This is a genomic window from Desulfomonilaceae bacterium, from assembly GCA_041662605.1.
In the GTDB taxonomy this organism is placed as follows: Bacteria; Desulfobacterota; Desulfomonilia; order Desulfomonilales; family Desulfomonilaceae; genus CAJBEZ01.
Map to the genome: position 1 here is coordinate 118,575 of JBAZSD010000001.1, position 22,655 is coordinate 141,229.

At 47.2% G+C, this 22,655-nt stretch carries 16 protein-coding genes; 13 read left to right on the forward strand and 3 right to left on the reverse strand.

Features of this window, described 5'->3' with window-relative positions; genetic code table 11:
* Positions 1–15: 15 nt before the first annotated feature.
* The 12 genes from WC647_00470 (at position 16) to WC647_00525 (ending at position 13,474) form a co-directional block, all read left to right on the forward strand.
* Positions 16–2,739 carry a molybdopterin-dependent aldehyde oxidoreductase gene (locus WC647_00470; GenBank protein MFA6220764.1) on the forward strand — a complete coding sequence of 908 codons (2,724 nt, stop codon included), beginning with the start codon at positions 16–18 and terminating at the stop codon, positions 2,737–2,739.
* A gap of 84 nt (positions 2,740–2,823) precedes the next feature.
* The gene (locus WC647_00475; protein ID MFA6220765.1) at positions 2,824–5,154 is read left to right on the forward strand and encodes a pyridine nucleotide-disulfide oxidoreductase/dicluster-binding protein; all 2,331 of its coding nucleotides are present in this window, start codon (positions 2,824–2,826) and stop codon (positions 5,152–5,154) included.
* Positions 5,151–5,363, forward strand: coding sequence for a DVU_1557 family redox protein (locus WC647_00480; GenBank protein MFA6220766.1), 213 nt, complete (start codon positions 5,151–5,153; stop codon positions 5,361–5,363). The genes WC647_00475 and WC647_00480 overlap by 4 nt, the downstream gene beginning before the upstream one ends.
* Complete coding sequence (trsM, locus tag WC647_00485; protein MFA6220767.1) at positions 5,360–6,121, forward strand: DVU_1556 family methyltransferase; 762 nt, start codon at positions 5,360–5,362, stop codon at positions 6,119–6,121. The genes WC647_00480 and trsM overlap by 4 nt, the downstream gene beginning before the upstream one ends.
* An 11-nt stretch (positions 6,122–6,132) precedes the next feature.
* A complete protein-coding gene (locus WC647_00490; protein ID MFA6220768.1) occupies positions 6,133–6,573 on the forward strand; it encodes a DVU_1555 family C-GCAxxG-C-C protein in 441 nt (146 codons plus the stop codon).
* Positions 6,574–6,596: 23 nt separating this feature from the next.
* Positions 6,597–7,931, forward strand: a complete 1,335-nt coding sequence (gene trsS, locus WC647_00495; GenBank protein MFA6220769.1) for a radical SAM (seleno)protein TrsS — start codon at positions 6,597–6,599, stop codon at positions 7,929–7,931.
* 15 nt (positions 7,932–7,946) lie between these two features.
* A complete protein-coding gene (locus tag WC647_00500) occupies positions 7,947–9,293 on the forward strand; it encodes a DVU_1553 family AMP-dependent CoA ligase (protein ID MFA6220770.1) in 1,347 nt (448 codons plus the stop codon).
* A gap of 8 nt (positions 9,294–9,301) precedes the next feature.
* Positions 9,302–10,486 (forward strand): DVU_1551 family NTP transferase, encoded by a 1,185-nt coding sequence (locus WC647_00505; GenBank protein ID MFA6220771.1) that lies wholly within the window; start codon positions 9,302–9,304, stop codon positions 10,484–10,486.
* Complete coding sequence (gene cobC / locus WC647_00510; GenBank protein ID MFA6220772.1) at positions 10,443–11,048, forward strand: alpha-ribazole phosphatase; 606 nt, start codon at positions 10,443–10,445, stop codon at positions 11,046–11,048. Before WC647_00505 ends, cobC begins: the two co-directional genes overlap by 44 nt.
* Before the next feature lie 21 nt (positions 11,049–11,069).
* Positions 11,070–11,549 (forward strand): MaoC family dehydratase, encoded by a 480-nt coding sequence (locus WC647_00515; GenBank protein ID MFA6220773.1) that lies wholly within the window; start codon positions 11,070–11,072, stop codon positions 11,547–11,549.
* A 109-nt stretch (positions 11,550–11,658) separates the two neighbouring features.
* Complete coding sequence (locus WC647_00520; protein MFA6220774.1) at positions 11,659–12,594, forward strand: 2-dehydropantoate 2-reductase; 936 nt, start codon at positions 11,659–11,661, stop codon at positions 12,592–12,594.
* A 76-nt stretch (positions 12,595–12,670) separates the two neighbouring features.
* The gene (locus WC647_00525) at positions 12,671–13,474 is read left to right on the forward strand and encodes an enoyl-CoA hydratase/isomerase family protein (protein ID MFA6220775.1); all 804 of its coding nucleotides are present in this window, start codon (positions 12,671–12,673) and stop codon (positions 13,472–13,474) included.
* A gap of 52 nt (positions 13,475–13,526) precedes the next feature.
* Here the strand turns inward: WC647_00525 and WC647_00530 are convergent, their stop codons facing one another.
* The 3 genes from WC647_00530 to WC647_00540 form a co-directional block, all read right to left on the reverse strand.
* A complete protein-coding gene (locus tag WC647_00530; GenBank protein ID MFA6220776.1) occupies positions 13,527–13,991 on the reverse strand; it encodes a transcriptional repressor in 465 nt (154 codons plus the stop codon).
* A 179-nt stretch (positions 13,992–14,170) separates the two neighbouring features.
* Positions 14,171–15,682, reverse strand: coding sequence for a catalase (locus WC647_00535; protein MFA6220777.1), 1,512 nt, complete (start codon positions 15,680–15,682; stop codon positions 14,171–14,173).
* A 511-nt stretch (positions 15,683–16,193) separates the two neighbouring features.
* Positions 16,194–19,928 carry a PAS domain S-box protein gene (locus WC647_00540; GenBank protein ID MFA6220778.1) on the reverse strand — a complete coding sequence of 1,245 codons (3,735 nt, stop codon included), beginning with the start codon at positions 19,926–19,928 and terminating at the stop codon, positions 16,194–16,196.
* 824 nt (positions 19,929–20,752) lie between these two features.
* Here WC647_00540 and WC647_00545 point away from each other — a divergent pair.
* Entirely contained in the window at positions 20,753–22,654 is a 1,902-nt protein-coding gene (locus WC647_00545) for a hypothetical protein (protein ID MFA6220779.1), read from the forward strand.
* Position 22,655: the final 1 nt, after the last annotated feature.

Genomic DNA, 22,655 nt, shown 5'->3' on the forward strand with positions numbered 1-22,655 from the left:
CAAGGAGGGCTCGTAATGATTAAGAGAACCATCAATCTCAACGGCGTAAACAAAACGGTCGTAGCAGATCCTGAAGCTTCACTGGCTGAGGTAATCAGAGAGCAGTTCGGTCTCACTGGTTTGAAGGTCGGATGCGAAAAAGGTCAGTGTGGATCATGCTCAGTCATCATGAACGGGAAACTTGTCAAGTCATGTGTCACTAAAATCAAGCGAGTTCAAGACGGAGCGGAAATAACCTCGATCGAAGGAATTGGGACTCCGAAAGATCTTCACGCGCTTCAGTTATCATGGATTGTTCATGGTGGAGCGCAGTGTGGGTTTTGTTCTCCAGGGTTCATTGTTTCCGCAAAAGCGCTGCTTGATGAAAACCAGAACCCCACCAGAGTTCAAGTTAGGGACTGGTTTCAGAAAAATCGGAACACCTGCCGTTGCACCGGCTACAAACCACTTATCGACGCAGTGATTGACGCAGCGAAAGTCATTCGCGGGGAAATGACGAAGACGGAGTTAGCATTCAAGCTGCCGGAGGACGGCAGGATCTGGGGGACCAGTTATCCGAGACCATCAGCAATCGCAAAGGTGACAGGAACAATTGACTATGGGGCGGACATAATCTCCAAGATGCCTGCTGGAACACTACATCTGGCCCTGGTTCAGGCAAAGGTATCTCACGCCAAGATACTGTCCATAGATACTTCAGAGGCTGAGAAAATGCCTGGCGTGGCAAAAGTGATAACTTCCAAGGATGTCAAAGGTAAGAACCGTATCACCGGATTAATTACTTTCCCTACAAACAAAGGCGATGGATGGGACCGGCCGATTCTTTGTGATGAAAAGGTATTTCAGTTTGGGGACGCCATAGCAATGGTGGCTGCTGATACTGAGGCAAACGCCAGAGCGGCGGCAGACAAGGTGAAAGTCAACCTGGAGCCGCTACCAGCCTACATGAGCGCTCCGGCGGCAATGGCCGACGACGCTATTGAAATTCACCCGGGAACCCCAAACGTCTATTATGAACAAAAGCGGGCAAAGGGGTCGGACACAAAACCACTCATGGAATCGGCGGCTTATGTGGTGGAGGGAGAATATTATCTACAAAGGCAACCACACCTGACGATGGAGCCGGATGTTGGATTCGCCTATTTTGACGAAGAGGGACGTCTCACTATCCATTCAAAGAGTATCGGAATCCATCTTCATCACGCCATGATCTGTCCTGGTCTGGGTATAGAACCCGACAAACTCAGGCTTGTGCAGAATCCTGCCGGTGGAACGTTCGGTTATAAGTTTAGTCCCACAATGGAAGCCCTGGTGGGCGTAGCGGCAATGGCCACAGGCAAGCCGGTAGCCCTCAAATATGATTACTATCAGCATATAACTTACACAGGCAAGAGGTCCCCGTTCTTCGTAAATCTGAAATATGGCGCTGACAAAGATGGTAAGATTGTCGCGATGGAAGGCGACTGGATTGTGGATCACGGTCCATATTCGGAGTTCGGCGATCTTCTCACTGTACGTGGCGCTCAATTCATTGGCGCAGGGTACGGTATTCCCAGCATCAGGGGCCTTGGAAAAACCGTTTGCACAAATCATGCTTGGGGCTCCGCTTTTAGAGCTTATGGGTCACCTCAAAGCTTTTTCGCGTCAGAGAGCCTCATGGATGAGCTTGCTGTCAAAATGGGAAAAGACCCTCTCGAGTTGAGATATTTAAATGTCTACAGACCTGGAGACACTACTCCTACGGGACAAACCCCGGAGGTTTTCAGCTTCCCGGATATGATTGATAAATTGCGTCCACTTTATAAGGAGGCTGTGGAACAAGCAAAGAAGGAATCCACTCCAGAACTGAAAAGGGGTGTCGGGGTATCTATAGGAATCTACGGATGTGGTCTTGATGGCCCTGATTCTTCTGAAGTGTGGGTAGAACTCACTCCTGACGGGGTTACATTGTCTTCTTCGTGGGAAGACCATGGCCAGGGAGCGGACATTGGGGCGCTTGGCACATGTCATGAGGGGCTCCGGCCCTTAGGGATATCCCCGGATAAGATAAAGCTCGTCATGAATGACACGGCCATGGTTCCTAATAGTGGGCCATCAGGAGGAAGTCGCCAACAGGTTATGACCGGTAACGCCATTAAGAATGGATGCGATATGCTCCTTAACGCAATGAAGAAATCGGATGGCACGTACCGTACATACGACGAGATGAAAGCAGAAAATATCCCACTGAAATACTCCGGGAAGTGGACCGCCTCAATGTGTACTCCTTGTGATGAGAACGGTCAGGGAAATCCATTCCCCGTTTACATGTATGGGGTGTTTATGGCTCAGGTAGCAGTGGACACGAAAACAGGCAAGACGAAAGTTGATAAGTTCACTGTGGTGGCCGATATCGGTAAAATCAATAACAAGCTGGCTGTAGATGGACAGATTTATGGAGGAGTGGCGCAGGGGATCGGTCTGGCTTTATCGGAAGATTTCGAAGACCTGAACAAACATACTACTCTTGCGGATTGCGGCCTTCCCTATCCCAAGGACATCCCGGACGACATCAAGATCATCTACGTTGAGAACCCCAGAGAAAATGGTCCATTCGGCGCAGCCGGAGTTGGTGAATTACCTTTGACATCTCCACACGCCGCTGTTATTAACGCCATCTGTAATGCTACCGGGGTTAGGATCAGACAGGCGCCCGCGCTCCCTGAGAAGGTCCTGGCTGGCCTCAAAGGCATTGCATAATTAACATCTTGATAAAAGGTCCAGGTAAATATTTACCTGGACCATAGCATTCCCAGAGACTAATCTTGCGATTGGCAGGCTTCCATGGACCAAAAGGAATTGCGGGAACTGGAAAACCTCTGCATCCAGGAATGCGCCCCTTGGTGCGTCGCCACGTGCCCGGTTCACCTGGATGTGCGTGCGATGTGTTCGGCTTTGACCAAAAGAGACTTCGTTCTGGCCTCAAAGATCCTTAGAAAAACCATTCCATTTCCTAGAATAATAAGCCAAATCTGTGATCATCCATGCGAGGGAGTCTGCAAGCGTCGTGAAGTGGAAGAGACTATCGCTATTCGATCTTTGGAAAAGGCGGCTCTGACTTGGGCTCCTACTGAAGACGACAAAATTAAACTTTTACCTTCCAGAAACAAACGAGTCGCAGTTATCGGAGCGGGCTTGAGCGGACTTACAGCATCCTTGGACCTCTCAAAAAAAGGTTATCAAGTCATAGTTTTCGAGGCTTCAGATAAAATTGGAGGGTCTGTCTGGGACTATCCGGAGCATCAATTGTCTCGACAGGATATAGCTCAAGACTTTAAAGCTTTCGAAACACTTCACACAGATATTAGATTGAGTCACTCATTGGGCGATAACCTTTTTATTTCAGAGCTTAGGAAGGATTTCGACGCCATTTATCTGGGCATAGGTCGAGATAGTATCCATGGCGCCGAGTTGGTCAAAGAGTTGGGTTGCGCATCAGAAATAGACCAGGTGACATTTGGGACTGAACTGGATGAGGTTTTTGTGGGTGGCGGATTGATCAGGGGCAACCAGAAGCCTTCACCAATAACTTCAATTTCTGACGGGCGTAGAGCGGCGATTTCTATTGACAGGTTCTTACAGGGCGTATCCCTAACCGCTTCCAGGGAAAATGAAGGACCTTACGACACCCGGCTGTTTACGAACACGAAAGGCATTGACGACCTGGATCAGACAGCCATGAAAAATACGATCGCGGGTTATTCCGAAGATGAGGCAGCTCGGGAAGCCGGACGATGTCTTAATTGTGAGTGCATGGAGTGTGTAAAGGTCTGTGAGTTCCTTTCCAGTTTCAAAGGCTATCCCAAGAAATATGTCAGGCAGATTTATAACAACCTCTCAATAGTAATGGGGCAACGGCACGGTAATAAACTTATCAACTCATGCAGTTTGTGCGGCCTCTGTAAAGAGGTTTGTCCTGAAGACCTTCACATGGGTAATGTCTGCAAGGCCGCCAGAGAGACCATGGTCATGCAAGGCAAAATGCCGCCGTCGGCTCATGAGTTTGCGCTTCGAGACATGGCGTTCAGCAACAGTGAAAAATGCGCCCTGACACGGCATCAACCAGGAACAGATTCCAGCGCCTTCCTGTTTTTCCCCGGCTGTCGGCTCAGTGGCTCTACTCCTGACAATGTTAAGGCCACTTACACCTATTTGACGGAACGGCTCAATGGCGGTGTCGGGATTATGCTGCGATGTTGTGGCGCTCCTGCCGATTGGGCCGGTAGAAAAGATGAGTTTTCGCAGGTCCTGACCCAATTTACAATCCAGTGGAAGGAGATGTCGCAGCCAGAGGTTATCGCAGCGTGTTCATCTTGCTACTCTGTATTCAAAACACATCTGCCACAGGTCAAACTCCGGTCTCTTTGGGAAATTATGGATTACCTGGGCGTCCCGAATGAGTTTCCGAGCCCCAAACAATTAGATGTTGCGGTCCATGATCCTTGCTCTTCAAGACATGAGCCTCAAGTACACACGGCTGTGCGCAATATTATCAAAAAACTGGGGCTTAAAATAAATGAACTCCCGCTAAATCGCAGTTTGACGGAGTGTTGCGGATATGGGGGCTTAATGTGTTTCGCAAATCGGGAGCTGGCCCAGGAGGTCATGCTGCGACGTGTCACGGAAAGTTCTCATGATTACCTTACTTACTGCGCTGTGTGCCAGGACCATTTTCGATCACAGGGCAAGACCACGTGGCATTTGTTGGATCTGGTTTTTGGTAATGAAGCCATTGAGGCTGATATCAAGAAAGATGTAGATTACTCACAAATAAGAGACAACCGCGTCTTACTGAAAAATTCTTTGCTTGAGAAAATCTGGAGGGAACCCGTGACCAGGAATCAGGGGTATCAAGACATAAAGCTCGACATTCCCGAAAAGGTTCTAAATTTGATGCGACAGAGAATGATCCTGACTGACGATATCAGGCAAGTAATAGATCATGCGGAAAAGACGGGAACCAGGTTAGTAAACCGGTCGACAGGGAACTTCCTCGCTCACTACACTCCAACAACGGTTACTTACTGGGTTGAATATTCGCCTAATAAAGATAGTTTTACCCTGCATAACGCTTATAGTCACCGTATGGTCATCATAGAGGAATCAAAGCCGTGAGCGGTTACGTAAATTCCGAAGAAGCTCAACAATGGACGTGCGCTGTGTGTGGAGTCGATCTTGAAATTGGCAAAGTCGAAATTGGTTACATGGGGAGCCAATATCCCGTAGACCTTCCACGCTGCCCAAAATGTGGGCTGGTATTTATTCCCGAGACGCTGGCCATGGGTAAAATGGCCGAGATCGAGAAGCTCCTGGAAGACAAGTGACAAAACTTGGAAACATTCAACCTGATGGGATATATGAACATTTAGGCGTGACAGACATTGCCGTCCAGGGCATAAGACCCGGTGGCCTGCAATTAACACAAAGAGCTTTGACTCTATCATGCCTGCCACCACGATCCAAGGTTATCGACGTTGGCTGCGGAACGGGGGTAACTCTTGAACACATACGCCTTTCTCAAGATCATCTGGCGATAGGTGTCGATACATCTTCCAATCTCTTACGATTCGCTAAAAACAGAAACAGAGAGTTGACAGTGGTTCGCGCCTCCGGAGAATACCTTCCTTTGCCCAATCAATTTTTTGATGGATTGCTCGCCGAGTGCAGCCTTTCCCTCATGAGCTATTCGGATGAATCGTTGAGTGAATTCGGACGTGTACTGAAGGTAGGCGGCAAGATCATTTTGACGGATGTGTACTCCAGGAATCCTGACGTCCTAGATTGTCCAAATGACGTTTCCACAAAATGCTGCTTGAGAGGAGCTATTTCCAAAGAACTGATCATCCGGAAAATTGAGAATAATGGTTTCAGAGTCTGCCTTTGGGAAGATCACTCTGATCTTTTGAAGGATTTCGCGGTGCGCTTGATTTTGTCTTATGGTTCCCTGAATCATTTCTGGCTCCAAACCACTCCTGGTCCAGTAAACCCTGCACAAATCCAGGAAGCCGTGCGGTATCTGAAACCCGGCTATTTTCTGTTAATAGGACAAAAGACGGCGTTAACAGCGCATTTAGAGACGTGAGGTTTAATGGAATGGATGAACTGTTGCGCATGCTGGAGTTGGCAGGTCAAGGTTTTCACTGCAGTCAGATCCTTATCATAATGGGACTGGAAGCTCAGGGAAAACAGAACCCGGATCTCGTGCGAGCTATGGAAGGATTAGCAGGTGGAGTAGGATTTTCTGGAGACATTTGTGGCGCTCTGACGGGTGGGGCCTGTCTTTTAGCTCTTTACTCCGGTAGAGGAGAACCTGAAGAAGAGCAGGATCAAAGATTAAACCCAATGATAAATAGCTTGGTAGAGTGGTTTTCTGAGGAATATTCGCAGTGCTTCGGTGGTATTCACTGTACGGAGATCATTGGTGATAATCCGGCAAATCAATTTTCCAGATGTCCCAAAATTGTTTCCGGAACTTACGACAAGGTAAAATCGCTTCTGCTTGAAAACGGTTTTGATCTTTCCGGGAAAAGATGATGTGTTCTCAGGCCGAGATCAAATTGTCTGAAACGGGGAGTGTTTGCCCGGAATGTCTTGCGAGAATTCCAGCTTCAAGGGTCGCTGTCGGGCGGGACGTGTACATGACAAAATCCTGTCCCGAACATGGTCCGTTCAGCGCTATACTCTGGAGAGGAGACCCGTCCTATATATCTTGGACTCGCCCCAAGATCCCCTGTTCTCCATCCAACCCAAACGCTGAAACAAATCTGGGCTGTCCATTTGATTGCGGCCTTTGCCCGGAGCATCGACAACAAACGTGCGTCGCCTTGCTCGAGGTGACTCAAAGGTGCAACTTGAGCTGCTACTATTGTTTTGCTGATTCTCAGTGTCAAAACAAGCCTGATCCCGACCTCAGTGTCGTTAGAAGCTGGTACGAAACTTTGCTTGCCACAGGGCATCCATGCAATGTTCAGCTTTCGGGTGGTGAACCGACACTTCGTGATGACCTGCCTGCCATTATTGCCCTCGGCAGGGAACTTGGAGTTGAGTTCATTCAATTGAACACAAATGGATTACGCCTGGCGCAAGACCCCTCTTTCGCCAAATCTCTCAAAGATGCTGGGTTATCATCGGTGTTCTTGCAGTTTGATGGGATAAGCGATGATGTATACAGAAACCTGAGGGGAAAATCGCTTCTACAAATTAAGTTGGAAGCTATTCGGATCTGCGACGTTCTCGAGTTGGGAGTCATTCTTGTTCCTACGCTGGTCCCAGGAGTAAATGTGGGCCAGATCGGTAGTATAATTCGATTTGCTATTGAGAATATCAAAGTGATTCGCGGTGTCCATTTTCAGCCTGTCAGTCATTTTGGAAGGTATCCCAATACTCCTACGGACAAGGATCGACTGACATTGCCGGAAGTTATCAAAAACATCGAAATCCAAACTGATGGTCTCATCAAGTCGGAGAGTTTCCGCCCTCCGGGATGCGAGAACGCCCTATGCTCTTTTCATGGAAACTTTGTTGTATTGCCTGAAGGTAGAGTGAAGGCGTTAACAAGGTACAAAGTTACGAATTCTTGTTGCGAATTCGAAAGAGCTGAGGAAGGAGCGACAAAAGCCAGAGATTTTGTCGCTGGGCGATGGCGTTATCCTATTCAGGATGATTTCAGCGAACAACAAAATTCTTTTTCGTTTGGCGAGTGGGATATTTTACTTGAACGCACTCGGACGCACAGCCTCTGTATCTCCGGCATGGCATTTCAGGACGCATGGAATCTGGATCTCGAAAGACTTAAAGATTGTTGCATTCACGTGGTAACCTCCGATGGTAAAATGGTTCCGTTTTGCGCATACAACTTGACAGGATCTCGAGGCCATTCGATTTACAGATGAAGGTCATAACGATATATGGATAAAACACCACTCGAACAATGGATCGCCTCCAAAGTCTCGAGATGTTCGGACGCTCAAAACCTCTCTAGAAAAGATCTCGAACATTACCAGTTAAACAGACTGCGAAACATTATTCGGTATGTCCAGGACAGAAGCCCGTTTTATCGGAAACATCTAGCTCGATTTTCGCTGGCCCGGCTACAACATCTGGAATATTTCCAGACACTTCCATTTACAACAGTCGAAGATTTGCGCACAAAAGGGCCGGAATTCCTGTGTGTCTCCCAAAACGAAATCAAACGGGTTGTTACATTACCGGATTCAGATCCTATGGTTAAGCCGAGACGGGTATATTTTACCGCAGACGAAATCGACCTGACACTTGATTTCTTTTATCACGGCATGATGTCCATTGTGAGACCTGGACAGAAGGTTTTAGTTCTAATGCCGGGAGAGAGACCCGACACTGTGGGTGACCTTCTGGTCAGGGCATTGAGCAGGATAGATGTTCAGGGAACTGTTCATGGGCTGGTCCAGGACCCCGGTTTTACCATTCAGGAGATTCTGCGAATAAGACCCGACGCTCTGGTGGCTATCCCTGTCCAGGCGCTTTCCATTGTCCGTCACGAAGATTCGTCGTTGATACCCAAAGGTCTGATAAAGAATGTCTTGCTAAGTTCGGATTACGTTTCACCTGCCATTGTTGAGGAATTGGGTCGTGTATTGAAATGCGGGGTATTCAATCATTACGGGACGACTGAAATGGGATTTGGCGGAGGTGTAGAGTGTTCGGCTTTGCACGGGTATCATTTAAGAGAGGCTGATTTGTTCATTGAGATTGTCGATCCAGTTTCAGGTCTCCCTCAACCAGATGGCATATACGGTGAAGTTGTTTTTTCTACATTGACGCGACGGGGCATGCCGTTACTACGTTATCGCACGGGTGACATTTCCAGATTTTTGACCGATCCCTGTCCTTGCGGAACGGTTCTGCGCAGGCTGGACACTATCATGGGACGACTGACTGATTTTGTGCGTTTAGGACAATCTCACTGGTTGTGTATTTCAGATTTGGATGACATCCTTTTTTCAGTTCCGGGAGTATTGAACTTTAGCGCTGTCTTAACCAATGATCGTGAAAAGGACCTCCTGGAGATAAAGATCAAAGTGGGAAATACAGAAGGACGAAGTATACTTGAAACGGTTTTTTCTGTTTTGACCCATGCCCATGTAATCTCGGAAGCGATTACGGATGGGTCCCTTTCGCTTAAATCGGTGACCTTTGACAAAGAAAACCTGGTTAATCCCAGCGCAGTCAAAAGAGCCATTCAAGACAAGAGAAAGACTGCTCGACTTCGGTGATTTCTAAATTGAAACAAGAAAGATTCACGGCCTTAGTGCTTGCTGCAGGCTATTCATCACGTATGGTGGATTTCAAGCCTCTCTTGAAATTTGGAGCGGAAACTGTTCTCGAGCTGATAATTTCTCTTTTTTCGGGGACTGGGATTTCGGATATTCGCGTTGTCGTAGGGTATCGCGCTCATGATATTACGCCACTACTCGAACGGCGGAACATCAAGTGGATCACGAATGAAAAATACCAGGATGGTATGATGTCGTCCGTTAAAGCAGGTGTTGAGACTATTGACTCCTCCCGGGACGCATTTTTCGTCATACCTGTAGACATTCCTTTAATTAGAAGGCCCACCATTCTGGAGATGATTCGCGCTTTCCGGGAATCCGGAAAATTGATTTGCTATCCTAGTTTTCTCGGCAAGAGAGGTCACCCACCGCTGATCTCGGCCCGATATCGTGGGGAAATATTGCAATGGGAAGCCCCTGGTGGGCTCGGGAGTTTTCTCAAACAAAAGAACACCGACGCAATAGATGTTAATGTTACGGACGAGCGCATTCTCCTCGACATGGACACACCGGAGGATTATCGACATCTGCTCAAGAGATATGACGAACGTGACTTTCCTTCCCGCAAAGAATGCATGGCCATTCTAAACAGAAACTTATCCACAAAAGATGAAGGACTGGTGGCTCACTCGTGTATGGTGGCTGAAATAGCCCGATGCCTGGGACAGGCTCTAAACCAGATCGGGCATGAGTTGAACTTGGGTTTGATTTTAGCAGCGGCGCTTCTACACGATGTCGCTAGAGTCCACCCAAACCATGCGAAGGTCGCGGCCCAGATGCTTCGAGACCTGGATTACCCGGATGTTGCGGAAATCGTCGAAAATCACATGAACTGTTCTAATATGAATGGCTCTCACATTACTGAGAGAGATGTTGTTAGCCTGTCCGACAAACTGGTCTTGGGGAGTCGGCTGGTGTCATTGGAAACACGCTTCGAGAAACAATTAGAGTGTTCCCAGTTCAACCAGGTACTCCTTGAATTGGTTCAACAGAGGCTTTCCGACGCCAAGAAACTCAGGGATCGGTTAGAGCAGGAATTGGGTCAGCAGATCGCTATTTTGCTTCCAGAAATGATGAAGAAAAACCAGTATGAACAAATCTCAAATATACTTGCTCAGACATGGAGAAGTTGACCGACACTATGCAGGACGATATGTCGGCCAGGTCGATGCGCCACTAAATGACAAGGGCGTCGAGCAAGCCAGGTATTGGCGACATCAGTTAGATGTATCTTCTTTCAGCCTAATTTACAGCAGCGACCTGACAAGAAGCCGCAAGACAGCAGAGATAATTGCAGGAAACAGCCTCCAATCAGTTAAAATTATCCCGAGTTTGAGAGAAATAAGTTTGGGAGAGTGGGATGGGGTCCTGATAGATGAAATCAGAGCCAAGTTCCCAATTCAATGGCAAGAAAGAGGGAATAACATGGAAGGTTATCGCCCTCCCGGTGGCGAGAGTTTTGCTGATCTTGCAACCAGAGTAATCCCCACTTTTAGAACCATACTAGATCAGGTCGAACAAGGCCCGGCGCTAATTATTGGACATGCGGGAGTAAACAGGGTTATTCTTTGCCATGTCCTGGGAATGTCTCTGTCAAATATAACTCGAATTTCTCAGGATTATGGGAATTTGAACATAATTGAACTTGATCGTGGGTTCATGAAATTGAAACTCATGAACTTCGGGCCAATATAAGAAATGTTAGAGAGGAGGCTTATGAGAGTCACCGAATTTGCTACCCCAATCGATCAGCGTTATTTCGAAGATTATGCGCAGGGTTCTGTCCATGAATTCGGCTCCATCGCGGTTGAAGAAGCTGAAATGATTTCTTTTGCGAGCCGCTTCGATCCTCAACCGTTCCACACGGATCCTGAAGCGGGCAAACGGTCCATCTACGGGGGATTGATAGCGAGCGGATGGCATTCGGCCAGCCTAATGATGAGACTATTCGTTGATCACTATCTATCACATGTCGCAAGTCTAGGATCACCTGGCGTCGATGAACTGAAATGGCTGAAACCTGTCCGTCCGGGAGATACTTTAGCGCTGCGTATTACTGTCTCAGAGACCAAACGATCTCGTTCAAAACCGGATCGTGGAATTGTATATTCTTATGTCGAGGCGTTGAACCAAAAAGAAGAAATTGTAATGACGATGAAGGCTCTTAATTTTATCGCTTGTAGAGACTTGAGCTAGATTGCGGATTCTCAGGAAACGGTTTGCTCAGCGCTATCAAAACCCCAGGTTTGTATTTTAGACTCTATCTGGCGTATAAAATTCAAGACCAATTCTGTCGGAGGTTTCAATGCGTATAGCGATTTTCGGAGTTGGGGGCGTTGGCGGATATTTTGGTTGGCGTTTGGCAAAATCAGGTGAGGATGTGATATTTCTCGCGCGGGGCGAGAGTTTAAAGGCTCTGGTCACCAACGGGTTGAAAATGGATACTCCGGACGGCGCCTCTTTGACTCAGCCTGTAAACGTAAGTGGAGATCCCAAGGAGGTGGGACCGGTAGACGTCATTATCGTTGGCGTGAAGGCGTGGCAGGTCCCAGAAGCTGCGGAGGCTATAAAGCCTATGGTAGGGCCTGAAACATTCGCCGTTCCACTGCAAAATGGATTGGAAGCCCCGACCCACTTGTCAAAAGCGATTGGTTCCGAGCATGTTTTTGGGGGCTTGTGCCGAATTGTAGCCCTTAAAGCCGGCCCCGGGCACATCAGGCATGTCGCGCTGGAACCTTACATAGCTTTTGGTGAACTCAATAATCAACCTAGCGAGCGAGGCCGACTTCTTCAGGACGCTTTCACGAAAGCCGGCGTCACTTGCGAGATCCCAGCAAACATTCATGTAGCGATGTGGGAAAAATTTCTGTTCATAGCGTCTTTCAGCGGGGCAGCGGCTGTTACGAGGGCCCCTGCGGGAGTGATAAGAAGCGTTCCGGAAACTCGAAAAATACTCGAAGAAGCCGCCAGTGAGATTATTAAAGTCGCACAGGCAAGGAAGATACCTTTAAGGGATGATCTGATTCAATCCACTATGGCATTCATTGACAACCTCGGATTTGAGTCAACGGCTTCAATGCAGAGGGACATCATGAATGGACTGCCATCGGAACTCTCAGAGCAACTTGGAGCGGTTGTGCGCCTTGGACAAGAAGTGGGAGTTGAAACGCCGATAATTTCGTGTATGTATTCCAGCCTGCTACCGCAGGAACTCCGAGCCAGAGGCAAGATGGAATTCTAAAATGCGGTGCCTGTTCTAGCGATGACTTTGTTTGAGACATCCATCCTAATTGTGGCTTTCCACCCAAGGAGTGACCATGAATGAACCCATTAAAACTACAGTGCTGGGCGAAATTGCCACCGTCATTATTGATCGCCCCAAAGTTTTCAACGCATTTGACCTGGATACCATTTCCATTCTGGCATCTGATCTTATCAACCTTGCGGCGAACGAATCAGTAAAAGGAGTTGTCATTACAGGAGGTGGCAAAGTCTTTTGCGCAGGCGGTGACCTAAAATGGGTTAGAAGTTGGCCTGACGGGCCGGCCGCCGCTCTCCACAATCTTGCGGCCCGTTATCATCAGGCGATCCTGGAAATCAGAAGAATGAAGAAGCCTGTAATTGCCGCTATAAACGGACCGGCGGCAGGTGGCGGATTCTCCCTTGCGCTTGCTTGTGATTTCAGAGTCATGGAACGTTCGGCTATTTTGAGACAGGCGTATACTTCTTCAGGTCTATCTATTGACGGGGCTGGGACATTTAATTTGCCGAGGCTAGTCGGTTTGGCCAAGGCATTGGAAATAGCGGCGTTTGACCGGCCTATTTCATCGGAAAAGGCTCTCGAATGGGGACTAGTGACAAAAGTGGTCGAGGATGGTCTGGCGCTGGAGGAGTCCACGAATATGGCGCACGAATTGGCTCAGAAGTCTCTTCATTCCTTTGGACTGTCCAAACGACTTCTTACTGACTCATTCAACCATTCCCTAGAAGAGCACTTGGAATACGAGAGAGATTTCCTGAGCCTGGCCGGAGACCATCGCGATGGGAGAGAAGGAGTCAGCGCATTTGTAGAGAAAAGAATACCGGTTTTCAACCAAATGTGCCTTATCCGTGCTGATTGAAGTCCTTGTTGTAGCCATTGAGCCGTTTGGTATATCCGTCACTCCCGGGAACTTACATCTTTTTCTCCTGTTGCAATTCGCTCATGCACCTTGCGCAGACACCATGAATCTGAACTTGTCTCGTATCAATCAAGCCCCAATCTTTGGTTGAAACAGGTAGCGTCAAGGAGTCAATCTCGGGCCAATAGAAATCGGTAAGCCTTTTACACTTCACGCATACTAGATGATGGTGTATCTTTGTATTTGGGTCAAAACGAGTTCTGTCTCCACAGAAATAGACTTTTGAAATTAAACCATGCAGTTCAAAAAAAGTTAGAGTCCTATATACCGTGTCCAGAGAAATTGTTGGGAGTCTCAACCTGACACGCTGAAATAATTCCTCGGCGGAGGGATGATCGCCAGCGTCTATCAGTTCCAGAAAAATCTCCAGCCTCTGGGGAGTGACCTTGATCCCAAGATTTCTACAGACTTTTTTAAAGTCTACAACCTTGTCATCTCTTGTGGCTTGTGAAGGCATGACTACCAGGAGATTAGTTTCAATCCGAGAGTTTTTTCCAGAAAATTCATGCGGTATAACTCTCTGGGATCATGAAAAGATAAAGGGCTTTCTTTATAAAGGAAAGTTCTCAAGAAAGCCCTCTTCCTGGAGTGTAAAAAAAATTCCAGTTTGAGTCTACTTGTTTGAATGATATCTGGTTAATTTGCTGTCGCTGCAGCTCGCTCCTCATGGGTCATAAGGGCCAATCGCTCAACTTCTTTTTCATCTAGTCCCAACCCCTTAGCCACTCGACGTCCATAATCAGGATCAGCCTTGAAAAACAGCGCTGTCTGCCTCAACTGCAAACGCTTTAAAGCCCCACCCAAATGGGCCACTATGTTGCCAACAATATTTTCCCTGTCCTGATCTTTCATCACATTCCGGTAAAGATTCCCCGCTTGAACAAAATCATCATTAGGGTGTTGGTATGGGTGATGGCCGGCTAGGCCCTCGACTTCATAGTTGGGTTCCAGGAATGATGAATCAGGAGCCGGGCCACCAAAACTGTTTGGCCAATAATTGGGTCCGTCGCCGCCGTTAGTGTCGGTTCTCATGAATCCATCCCTTTGATAGTTCTTTTCCGGGGCGTATTTTGAGGCGTTCACTGGTATTAGATGATAGTTAGGTCCCAATCTATGTACATGAGTATCATGATAGGAAAAAAGACGGGCCTGCAGCATCTTGTCAGGTGAGGCCGCTACTCCTGGAACAAGGTTTCCCGGACCGAACGCTGACTGCTCAACCTCGGCGAAATAATTTAACGGATTTTGGTTTAGCACGAGTTTCCCAACGGTTATCGGGGGTACATCTGAGTGTGGCCAAACCTTGGTGACGTCGAAAATATCAAAACGATAATCTTTGCCTTGTTCGGGAGTCATGATTTGAACTTCGAGGGTCCATGATGGATAGTTACCCGCTTTAATGGCCTCGAAAAGGTCCCGGGTCGCGTGATCCGGATCAGAGGCCCGAACTTTTTCCGCTTCCAGCCGAGTTAAATTCTTGATCCCCTGATCGGTCTTGAAATGAAGCTTGACCCAAAAATATTTCCCTTTTTCATTGTACCATTTGAAAGTATGGCTGCTATATCCGTTCATGTTACGGAATGTCGCGGGCACGCCTCTGTCTGAAAAAAGTATTGTGACTTGATGAATGGATTCCGGGGTTAGGGAGAGAAAGTCCCAAAACATATTTGGATCTTTGAGATTGGTGGCAGGATTACGTTTTTGAGTGTGAATGAAATCTGAGAATTTTAGAGGATCCCGGATAAAGAAAACCGGGGTGTTGTTTCCCACCATATCAAAATTGCCATCTTCCGTATAAAACTTAAGGGCAAATCCCCTCGGATCACGTTCAGCGTCAGCGGATCCTTTTTCGCCTCCCACCGTAGAAAAACGGGCAAGTACCTCTGTTTTCTTTCCAATTTGAGATAGAAAACGGGCTTTAGTGAATTTGGTTACATCACCCGTAACTTCAAAGTAGCCATGAGCGCCCGCCCCTTTGGCGTGGACGACTCGCTCCGGAATACGTTCCCTGTCAAAATGAGCCAATTTCTCTATCAGATGCATGTCCTGAATTAGAACTGGCCCTCTCTTCCCAGCGGTCATACTATTTTGATCATCGCCTACCGGGATTCCAAAAGCAGTCGTCAATATTTTCTTTTTGTCCGACATTTATGGATACCTCCTTTTTTCGTGTGGCGCAGAATCGCTCCCTGTTCATAACGAGTGAGAAAAAGTAATAATTTCACCGAAGTTAGTTTTTTCACTGTCCTTGTTGGACATAGGACATTCCGGTAAACACTTGTATCAAGAAAGCCATTCACTTAAAAATCTGGAGTTGATCGTTTTCACACAGCAGATCTGATGTGAAATCGGAGCAAGAATCATTCGAAGATTTGGCCTATACATGGTCTCCAAAGTATTGTGAGTCATGCATTAGTTAGGAAATATTATTACCTAGTAATTAATCCAATATGGGCTACATGTCAAGTCGTCCCAAAAAGCTCTTCTCAAAAATTGGGACAACCCGGACCAATTATCGTTCTGTAGAATGATGTTTAGGTAGAGAAAGTTCTCATTTACAAACGCTACGCAACAGAGAAAGTTGAGATTAATACTCATTCTCGCCTGAATGGACCGTAACTCGGTATTGGGAAAAGAATTTCTGATCTTTCAACAACATTTAGCATTCATCAAGAATCTTGCGGATCTGATCAAGCAATCGGGCCATATCAAATGGCTTCTTGATGAAATTCGAAGTCCCGGCTTGCTTCAAATCCTCAGCTATCGCTTCCTCGGGCTGTCCGCTTGCAATAATCACCTTAACATTCGGGTTCATGTTCCTCAAAGCTTCAAGGCATTGTTTCCCGCTCATCCCCGGCATGATCAGATCCAGGACGATCAGTCTGATTTCTTCCCGATGTTTTTCATAGAGTTCTAAAGCGTTTCTAGCATTTGACGCTGTGATAAGCTTGTAATTGGCTCGTTTTAAAAAACGTGAAGTTAATTCCAGAAGATTGGACTCATCGTCAATCAAGAGTATGGTTTCACCTCGTCCTCTCCGTGGTTCTCTCTTCTCAGAATGTTGTTCTTGAGGAAGTTCCCCACTCATTGGGAAATAGATCCTGAATGTCGTTCCGACTGTCGGCTGGCTATCGCAAACAATCCTTCCTCCATGCTGTTCCACGATCCCACGAACCACTGAGAGCCCAAGCCCTGTTCCTTTACCCGGCGGCTTGGTGGTGAAGAATGGTTCAAAAATTCGATTTATCATCTTTTTGTCCATTCCGGTTCCTGTGTCTGAAACCGATATTTGCGCATATCTTCCGGGTTTTGTGTTAGGGTAGGCTCTACAGTATTGATCATCCAACACAACGTTTTGTGTCTTGACAGTAAGTGTGCCCCCATCCGGCATGGCGTCCCTAGCGTTTATCGCAAGGTTCATCAATAATTGATCGATCTGATTCGGGACCCCATTTATCGCCCACAAATCATCGGCTAAGGAAAGATCTATTTGTATCATTTTGGCTATTGACCGGGCCAAGATCGAATGAACCTGCTTAACAAGTCTATTGAGATCAATCGCTTCAGTGTTTGATAGTGTCTTCCTGCTGAACATCATCATCCCCTTGATCAGTTCAGCGCCACTTTGAACCGACTGTTTTATTTTCTCCATATCCGATTTTATATTCTGAGGCACATCCTTGTTCAAAAGGACCAGGTCTACGTAACCGCCAATAACCTGTAGCTTGTTGTTGAAGTCATGAGCGAATCCACCCGCCAGAGTTCCCATAGCTTCCATTTTCTGGGCCTGAAGCAGTTCTTTTTGAAGCTCAAGCTGTTTGGTTACATCATGCGTTACCGCTACAAAGTTCTTCAGCTTCCCTGTTTTGTTATAAACCGGGGAAACGGAAACGTCTTCATGGTATTCCGTCCCATCTTTCCTCTTGCTGATTAACCTCCCCGACCAGACCTTTCCAGATTCAATTGCAATGTTGGCATAATGAAAGTCACTCCTGAATATACTGGGAGTCCGGCCAAGAAGTTCGTTACGGCTGTATCCGCTCAGGATTTCTAGTGCCGGGTTTACGTATTGAATTGCCGCATGGGCGTCAGTAATAATGAAACCATCCGCAGCTTGTTCAATAGCTGCGAAAAGCAGTCTGTGGCTTTCCTCGGCGCGCTTAAGATTTGTGACGTCATGAATTATCCCGAACACTAAGTTCTTTTCGGGGTCATAATGGGCTATTGAATGAATATCAATGACTTGGTCGTCATTTGCTCTTTTAATTTGAAACTCAATGTCATAAGGCGCTCCATCTTTGATAAGCGCGAATAACGCTTCATGGAGCGAGGATCTGTATTCTGGTAACGGAATTTTCTCGATATAGTCACCGGCCCATTCCACCTGCTGACCCAAGCCATAAATTTTCCTTGCTCCAATAGATGCGGTGATTTTTTTCGTTGAGAGATCGAGCTCCCAATTACCAACTCCAGCTACAAGTTCCGCTCGTCTCAAACGAGACTCGTTGTCGCGAAGTTCTTCCTCCAGCCGCTTAGATTCGGTTATGTCCTCGATCATATACAAATAGTAGAGTTCCTTATCGTGGTCATCACGAATTAAGGTTGCTGTCAGATTAACCCAGACTACTTCGCCATTCCTTTTTACGTAACGTTTCTTGAGCTTGCAAGACGGGATGGCGCCTATCTTTAATTTCTCGGCATATCCGACATCCCCATCAATGTCGCCCGGGTGGGTGATGTCAATGTCTGTGTGTTTAGTAAGTTCATCTTTGGAATATCCTACGATTTCGGAAAAAGTCGCATTGATGGCAATCCACCGATAATCGAGACCGAGCATGGCGATCCCAATCGGACCTTGTTCAAAAACCATGCGAAAGCGTTTCTCGCTTTCCGCCAGCGCCCTCTCTGCCCGCTTGCGTTCCGAGACGTCGTGAATTACGGAGAAGAGAAGCGGTTTTCCATTAACAACTATAGGCCCACTACATACTTGAACGTCTCTTAGTTCTCCACTGGCTAGGCGATGCCGGAAATCGTGATATACTAACGGCCCGGATTTCGTTTCCTGCATCTTTTTAACAATAACGTCGCGCTCAGCCACATTGAGATCAAAAATCCGCTTCTTTTTGAGATCCTCGAGAGAATACCCATAGAAGGAACTGGCCGCTGGGCTCGCATCCACAATCGCCCCTGTATTAGGGTCGATAATGAGCATCACCACGTGACCGTTTTGAAAAACAGCCCTGAATTTCTGTTCGCTCTCTCTTAGCGCTTCTTCGGCCTGTTTGCGTTTGGTGATGTCTCTTACGATCGCTTGAACATGTACCTTGCCATTCAGGGTAAGGGCATTAAGGGAGACCTCTGCATCGAATGGCGAGCCGTCTTTGCGACAATGCTTCCAAAAGAATGTTTGCGGGCCGAAACTTAAGGCGGCGTTAATATATTCGAGCGCCTTGTCCACCGAATCACGACCATCCGGCTGTTTGTCAGGTGAGAATTCCACAAAAGTATGGCCGACTATATCCTGTTCTTCCAGACAGCCAAACATTTGAAGCGCCTTTGCATTGCATTCAATGAATTTTTCGCTATCCATCAGAAATATGGTGTCATTGGCGGTCTCGAAGAGAATGTGAAATCTTTCATCGCTCTCATGCAGGGTTTCCGCTAGCATCTTGGACTCGATCATCGTATTCGTCAGTTTCAGGTTGTTGTAGCCCTGTTCGCCTAATATCGATGCGAACTTCGAATAAAAGGTCATTGCTGTGTGAACTTTTTCCTTACTCCACCGCGGCGCCATATTTAATGCAGCGAGGTATTCGTTCTTGTCAAAGCCGTACCGCTGCGCCTGCGCTGCAAATAGCTCAAGATCGAGAACCTCATCCTCGAAAAAGAACTGACCCAGGTAGAGATTGCCCACACGCCTCCCTCCTATAACAATAGGAGTTATCATATCCCACATGTTGTTCTTGCATTTGTAGATGAGGTATTCCCCTTCTTTTACATTCTCAGTTAGGTAGAGAGCGCTTTCGATACAATTTCTTAGCGTGTCGGGATGGAAATGATGGAATTTGGCGCAGATATCTTGCCATCCAGTGGCGACGAGGATGTTAAACGTCAAGTCGAGAATGGCAATCCCAATATTGGTCAGTTTATGAAAATCATCCATGAGAGACTGGATTTGAGGGATGTTGAGAACATTGGCCAATTCTACAGTTTCTATCGGATGATCCGAAGAAATAACGTGAGAGACATTCAAATGGGTGTTTTCCTCACTCTGCTTAGAGTTCTTTTCGATTCCCAGGGCTCTAGGTTCAGCAGTTTCTAATTCCGCCACTCTCCTGCGTAACTTGTTCAACTCATCAATAAGCTGGTCCTGGGGCTTTTCATGGTCTTGCATAACTCAAGATTCCTCCTGACGAAAAGTTATGAATGAGAGAAATGGTGTACGGTGTCCATAGGTCGCAACAGAGTTCAAAAGTAAATTTGTCGCTCATTGACACGCTTTTGGACAACTGACAAGCGATCTATAGTGTCACATCCTTTATGCGTGCGATACAAGCGCTTATTTGAGTTCCGGTTGGAGAAAATTGTTGGCAGGAGCGGTAATTGCGCTGGCGTTTTGAAAACAACTCAACAGATGCGTAAAAACATCTGCCAAATTTTATTCGGGCGCGAAATCAAAAATTGCAGCTCATTAGAATAATTTTAACATGATGAAAAAATTCCCTTGACAGGGTTCGACCGAACCCGTTATGTTATGTCTAATTAGACATAACATAATACCATTATGTAGGCAAGCTAGACATTCAGGAAGCGTCCTTCTCAAAGGATGATGTCTAACGACGCTTGTTTAAGGGCTCCGCCCCTTTATTTGGGCAGCGTCAAATACGTGACCTAGCTTAAACTCAATATGACTTTAAGACATGTTGTTTTCTTAGCGCCAGCTAGTCACTATGTGAATATTCACGTTATGATGTATCGCGTACCTTGCCCTGAATGTCAACCATGCTTTCGCTCGGCGGTAGGCTTGGAGTGTTTCGATGTCTTCATAGTCATGTCATGAACAGTCACAGCATGATTACCAGGAAAAGGTGTCTGTGGATGCCTCAACGTGCTGCCATTGGCCGATGGCTGCGATTTGGAGGCATCCAAGACTTGTTTAGTTTCAACTTTGGACGGATACGTCTCCGTCCCATTCTGGATTTGATAAGGAGGAAGATCGTGAATTATCGGAAATCATTAATTCCAGGTCTGATTTTAGGGCTCTCTCTTGTGCTGTTGACTGGTCCTGCATGCGCGTGGGAGTTCGAGATGGACGGAACTTTCAGTTGGCTCTATGAGTATAGGACCCAGATGGGAAAAGCTGGATTCTTTGGGCAATTCGACCAAGCACAGGACGACGGCAACTCAGGATTCGGCATTGGTGGGTTTGCTCCCTACAATTTTTACCTGGGTGGATACCATAAGGTTGCTGGCACTGGAGCAACGGTTGGCCAGAACCCTGGTGTCGCTTTGCCGTATGCTGCTGCTTATGGTGGCCAGGGAACCGCTCTTGCCGGCGGAGAGTCTATTGTGTCCGGATCGGACGCTTCCTGGCAGATTTTTTCGATGTCAACCAATATGCAGATCAGGATGAACAAGGCCATCCGTGTCAGGGGTAACTACTTCGTCGGATCCTGGAATTCCCCAAACTATAGTACTTCTCAAGGGGTAATGGTATCATCCGGCGCATTGGTTCAGGATGCCCCAGGAGTGCAGCGATCATTTTCACCCGGTTACTGGAGAACTCTGTGGTTGACGGCCCAGACACCATGGGGCGTATTGGCCATCGGCAAACGCCCTTCGAGTTGGGGCATGGGGCTGGCCTACAATGGCGAAGATAACAGGGCGTCTGACTCTTTGGCTTTAAGTGTGCCTTATGGACCTCTTAACATTCAGTTGTCATTCTTCCCGTCCAAGAGGGGTTATCAATCGGATGACTACGGGACAGCATCAGGGTGGTTCAATGAACGACCTGACAAGAATAACACCAGAGTATACGATATGGCCATCCCAAATGTAACATATCGTTCCGGTCCGGTAGCCGCCGGATTTATTCTGAACTGGGTGTTTAGGCATAAAGGTCGAGAAGGATTCATTGGAACTCCAGCTAACCGTGCAAATGATCAATTTTCCAGTGACTTTAGCCAGTATTATGGTGGCGCATATTTCAAGTACAACAACGGTAAATTCTTCCTGAACGCCGAGTACCTTTATGACAGACAGGACGACAACAAAAATTACAGCGCTACTACAACACCCGCAAACATCACAGCTCCTCCTACTTATGTTGCGCATGATTCTGGAGCTGTTGAGCTTGGCGCTCTGTGCGGGCCTGCGAAGATTACAGCTATCGGCGCCTGGTTTACCGGGGACGATTACAGGGGCGGTAGTGTCAACAGTGGGACCCTAAGAATGCTCAAAATTTCGTGTGGTCTTCAGGCGGATATGTGGTCAAATACTGGTCTTTTTAGACCATATAGCTACTTGATGGTTTATGGGTATGGCTTGGGTACGAGTTTTGCCCGAGACACAGGCGCCGGCTTTGTCCAGGACGCGACTTTTTATGGTACCCGACTTGACTATGCGGTAGCCGCGAATCTCAACATTTTTGGGAGCTTTGCCTGGGCCGAGAGGTTTTCCAAGAGCGGATTTATGTGGGGTTGTTTACGGCCTGCTACGAACAACGAAAATGCTGGGCTTCTTACCGTCGCTACTACTACAGCGCCCGGTCTAGGGGGGGCAATTAGTATTCCTCGTCCCACTTCACCTTATTCAGGACAGGTGGTGCTAAACAATTTTTCTCCCACTGGCGCAAACCGTATTCCTACAATTCCCGACGGCGCCCTGGGATACGAAATTGACGGCGGGTTCGACTGGAAACTTCTGGAAGGTCTGACCGCAAGATGTACCATGGGTTACTGGGTCCCTGGTAAATGGTTTAGCTATGCGTGCGCAGACAAAGGGTCTCCTAACTGGGGCATCTGGGGTGGCTCATTGAATGGTGACGCTTTCCGGACCAAACCAGATAAGACCATCGATCCGGTGTTCGGGATGGAATTCAAACTCGAAGGCAATTTTTAGA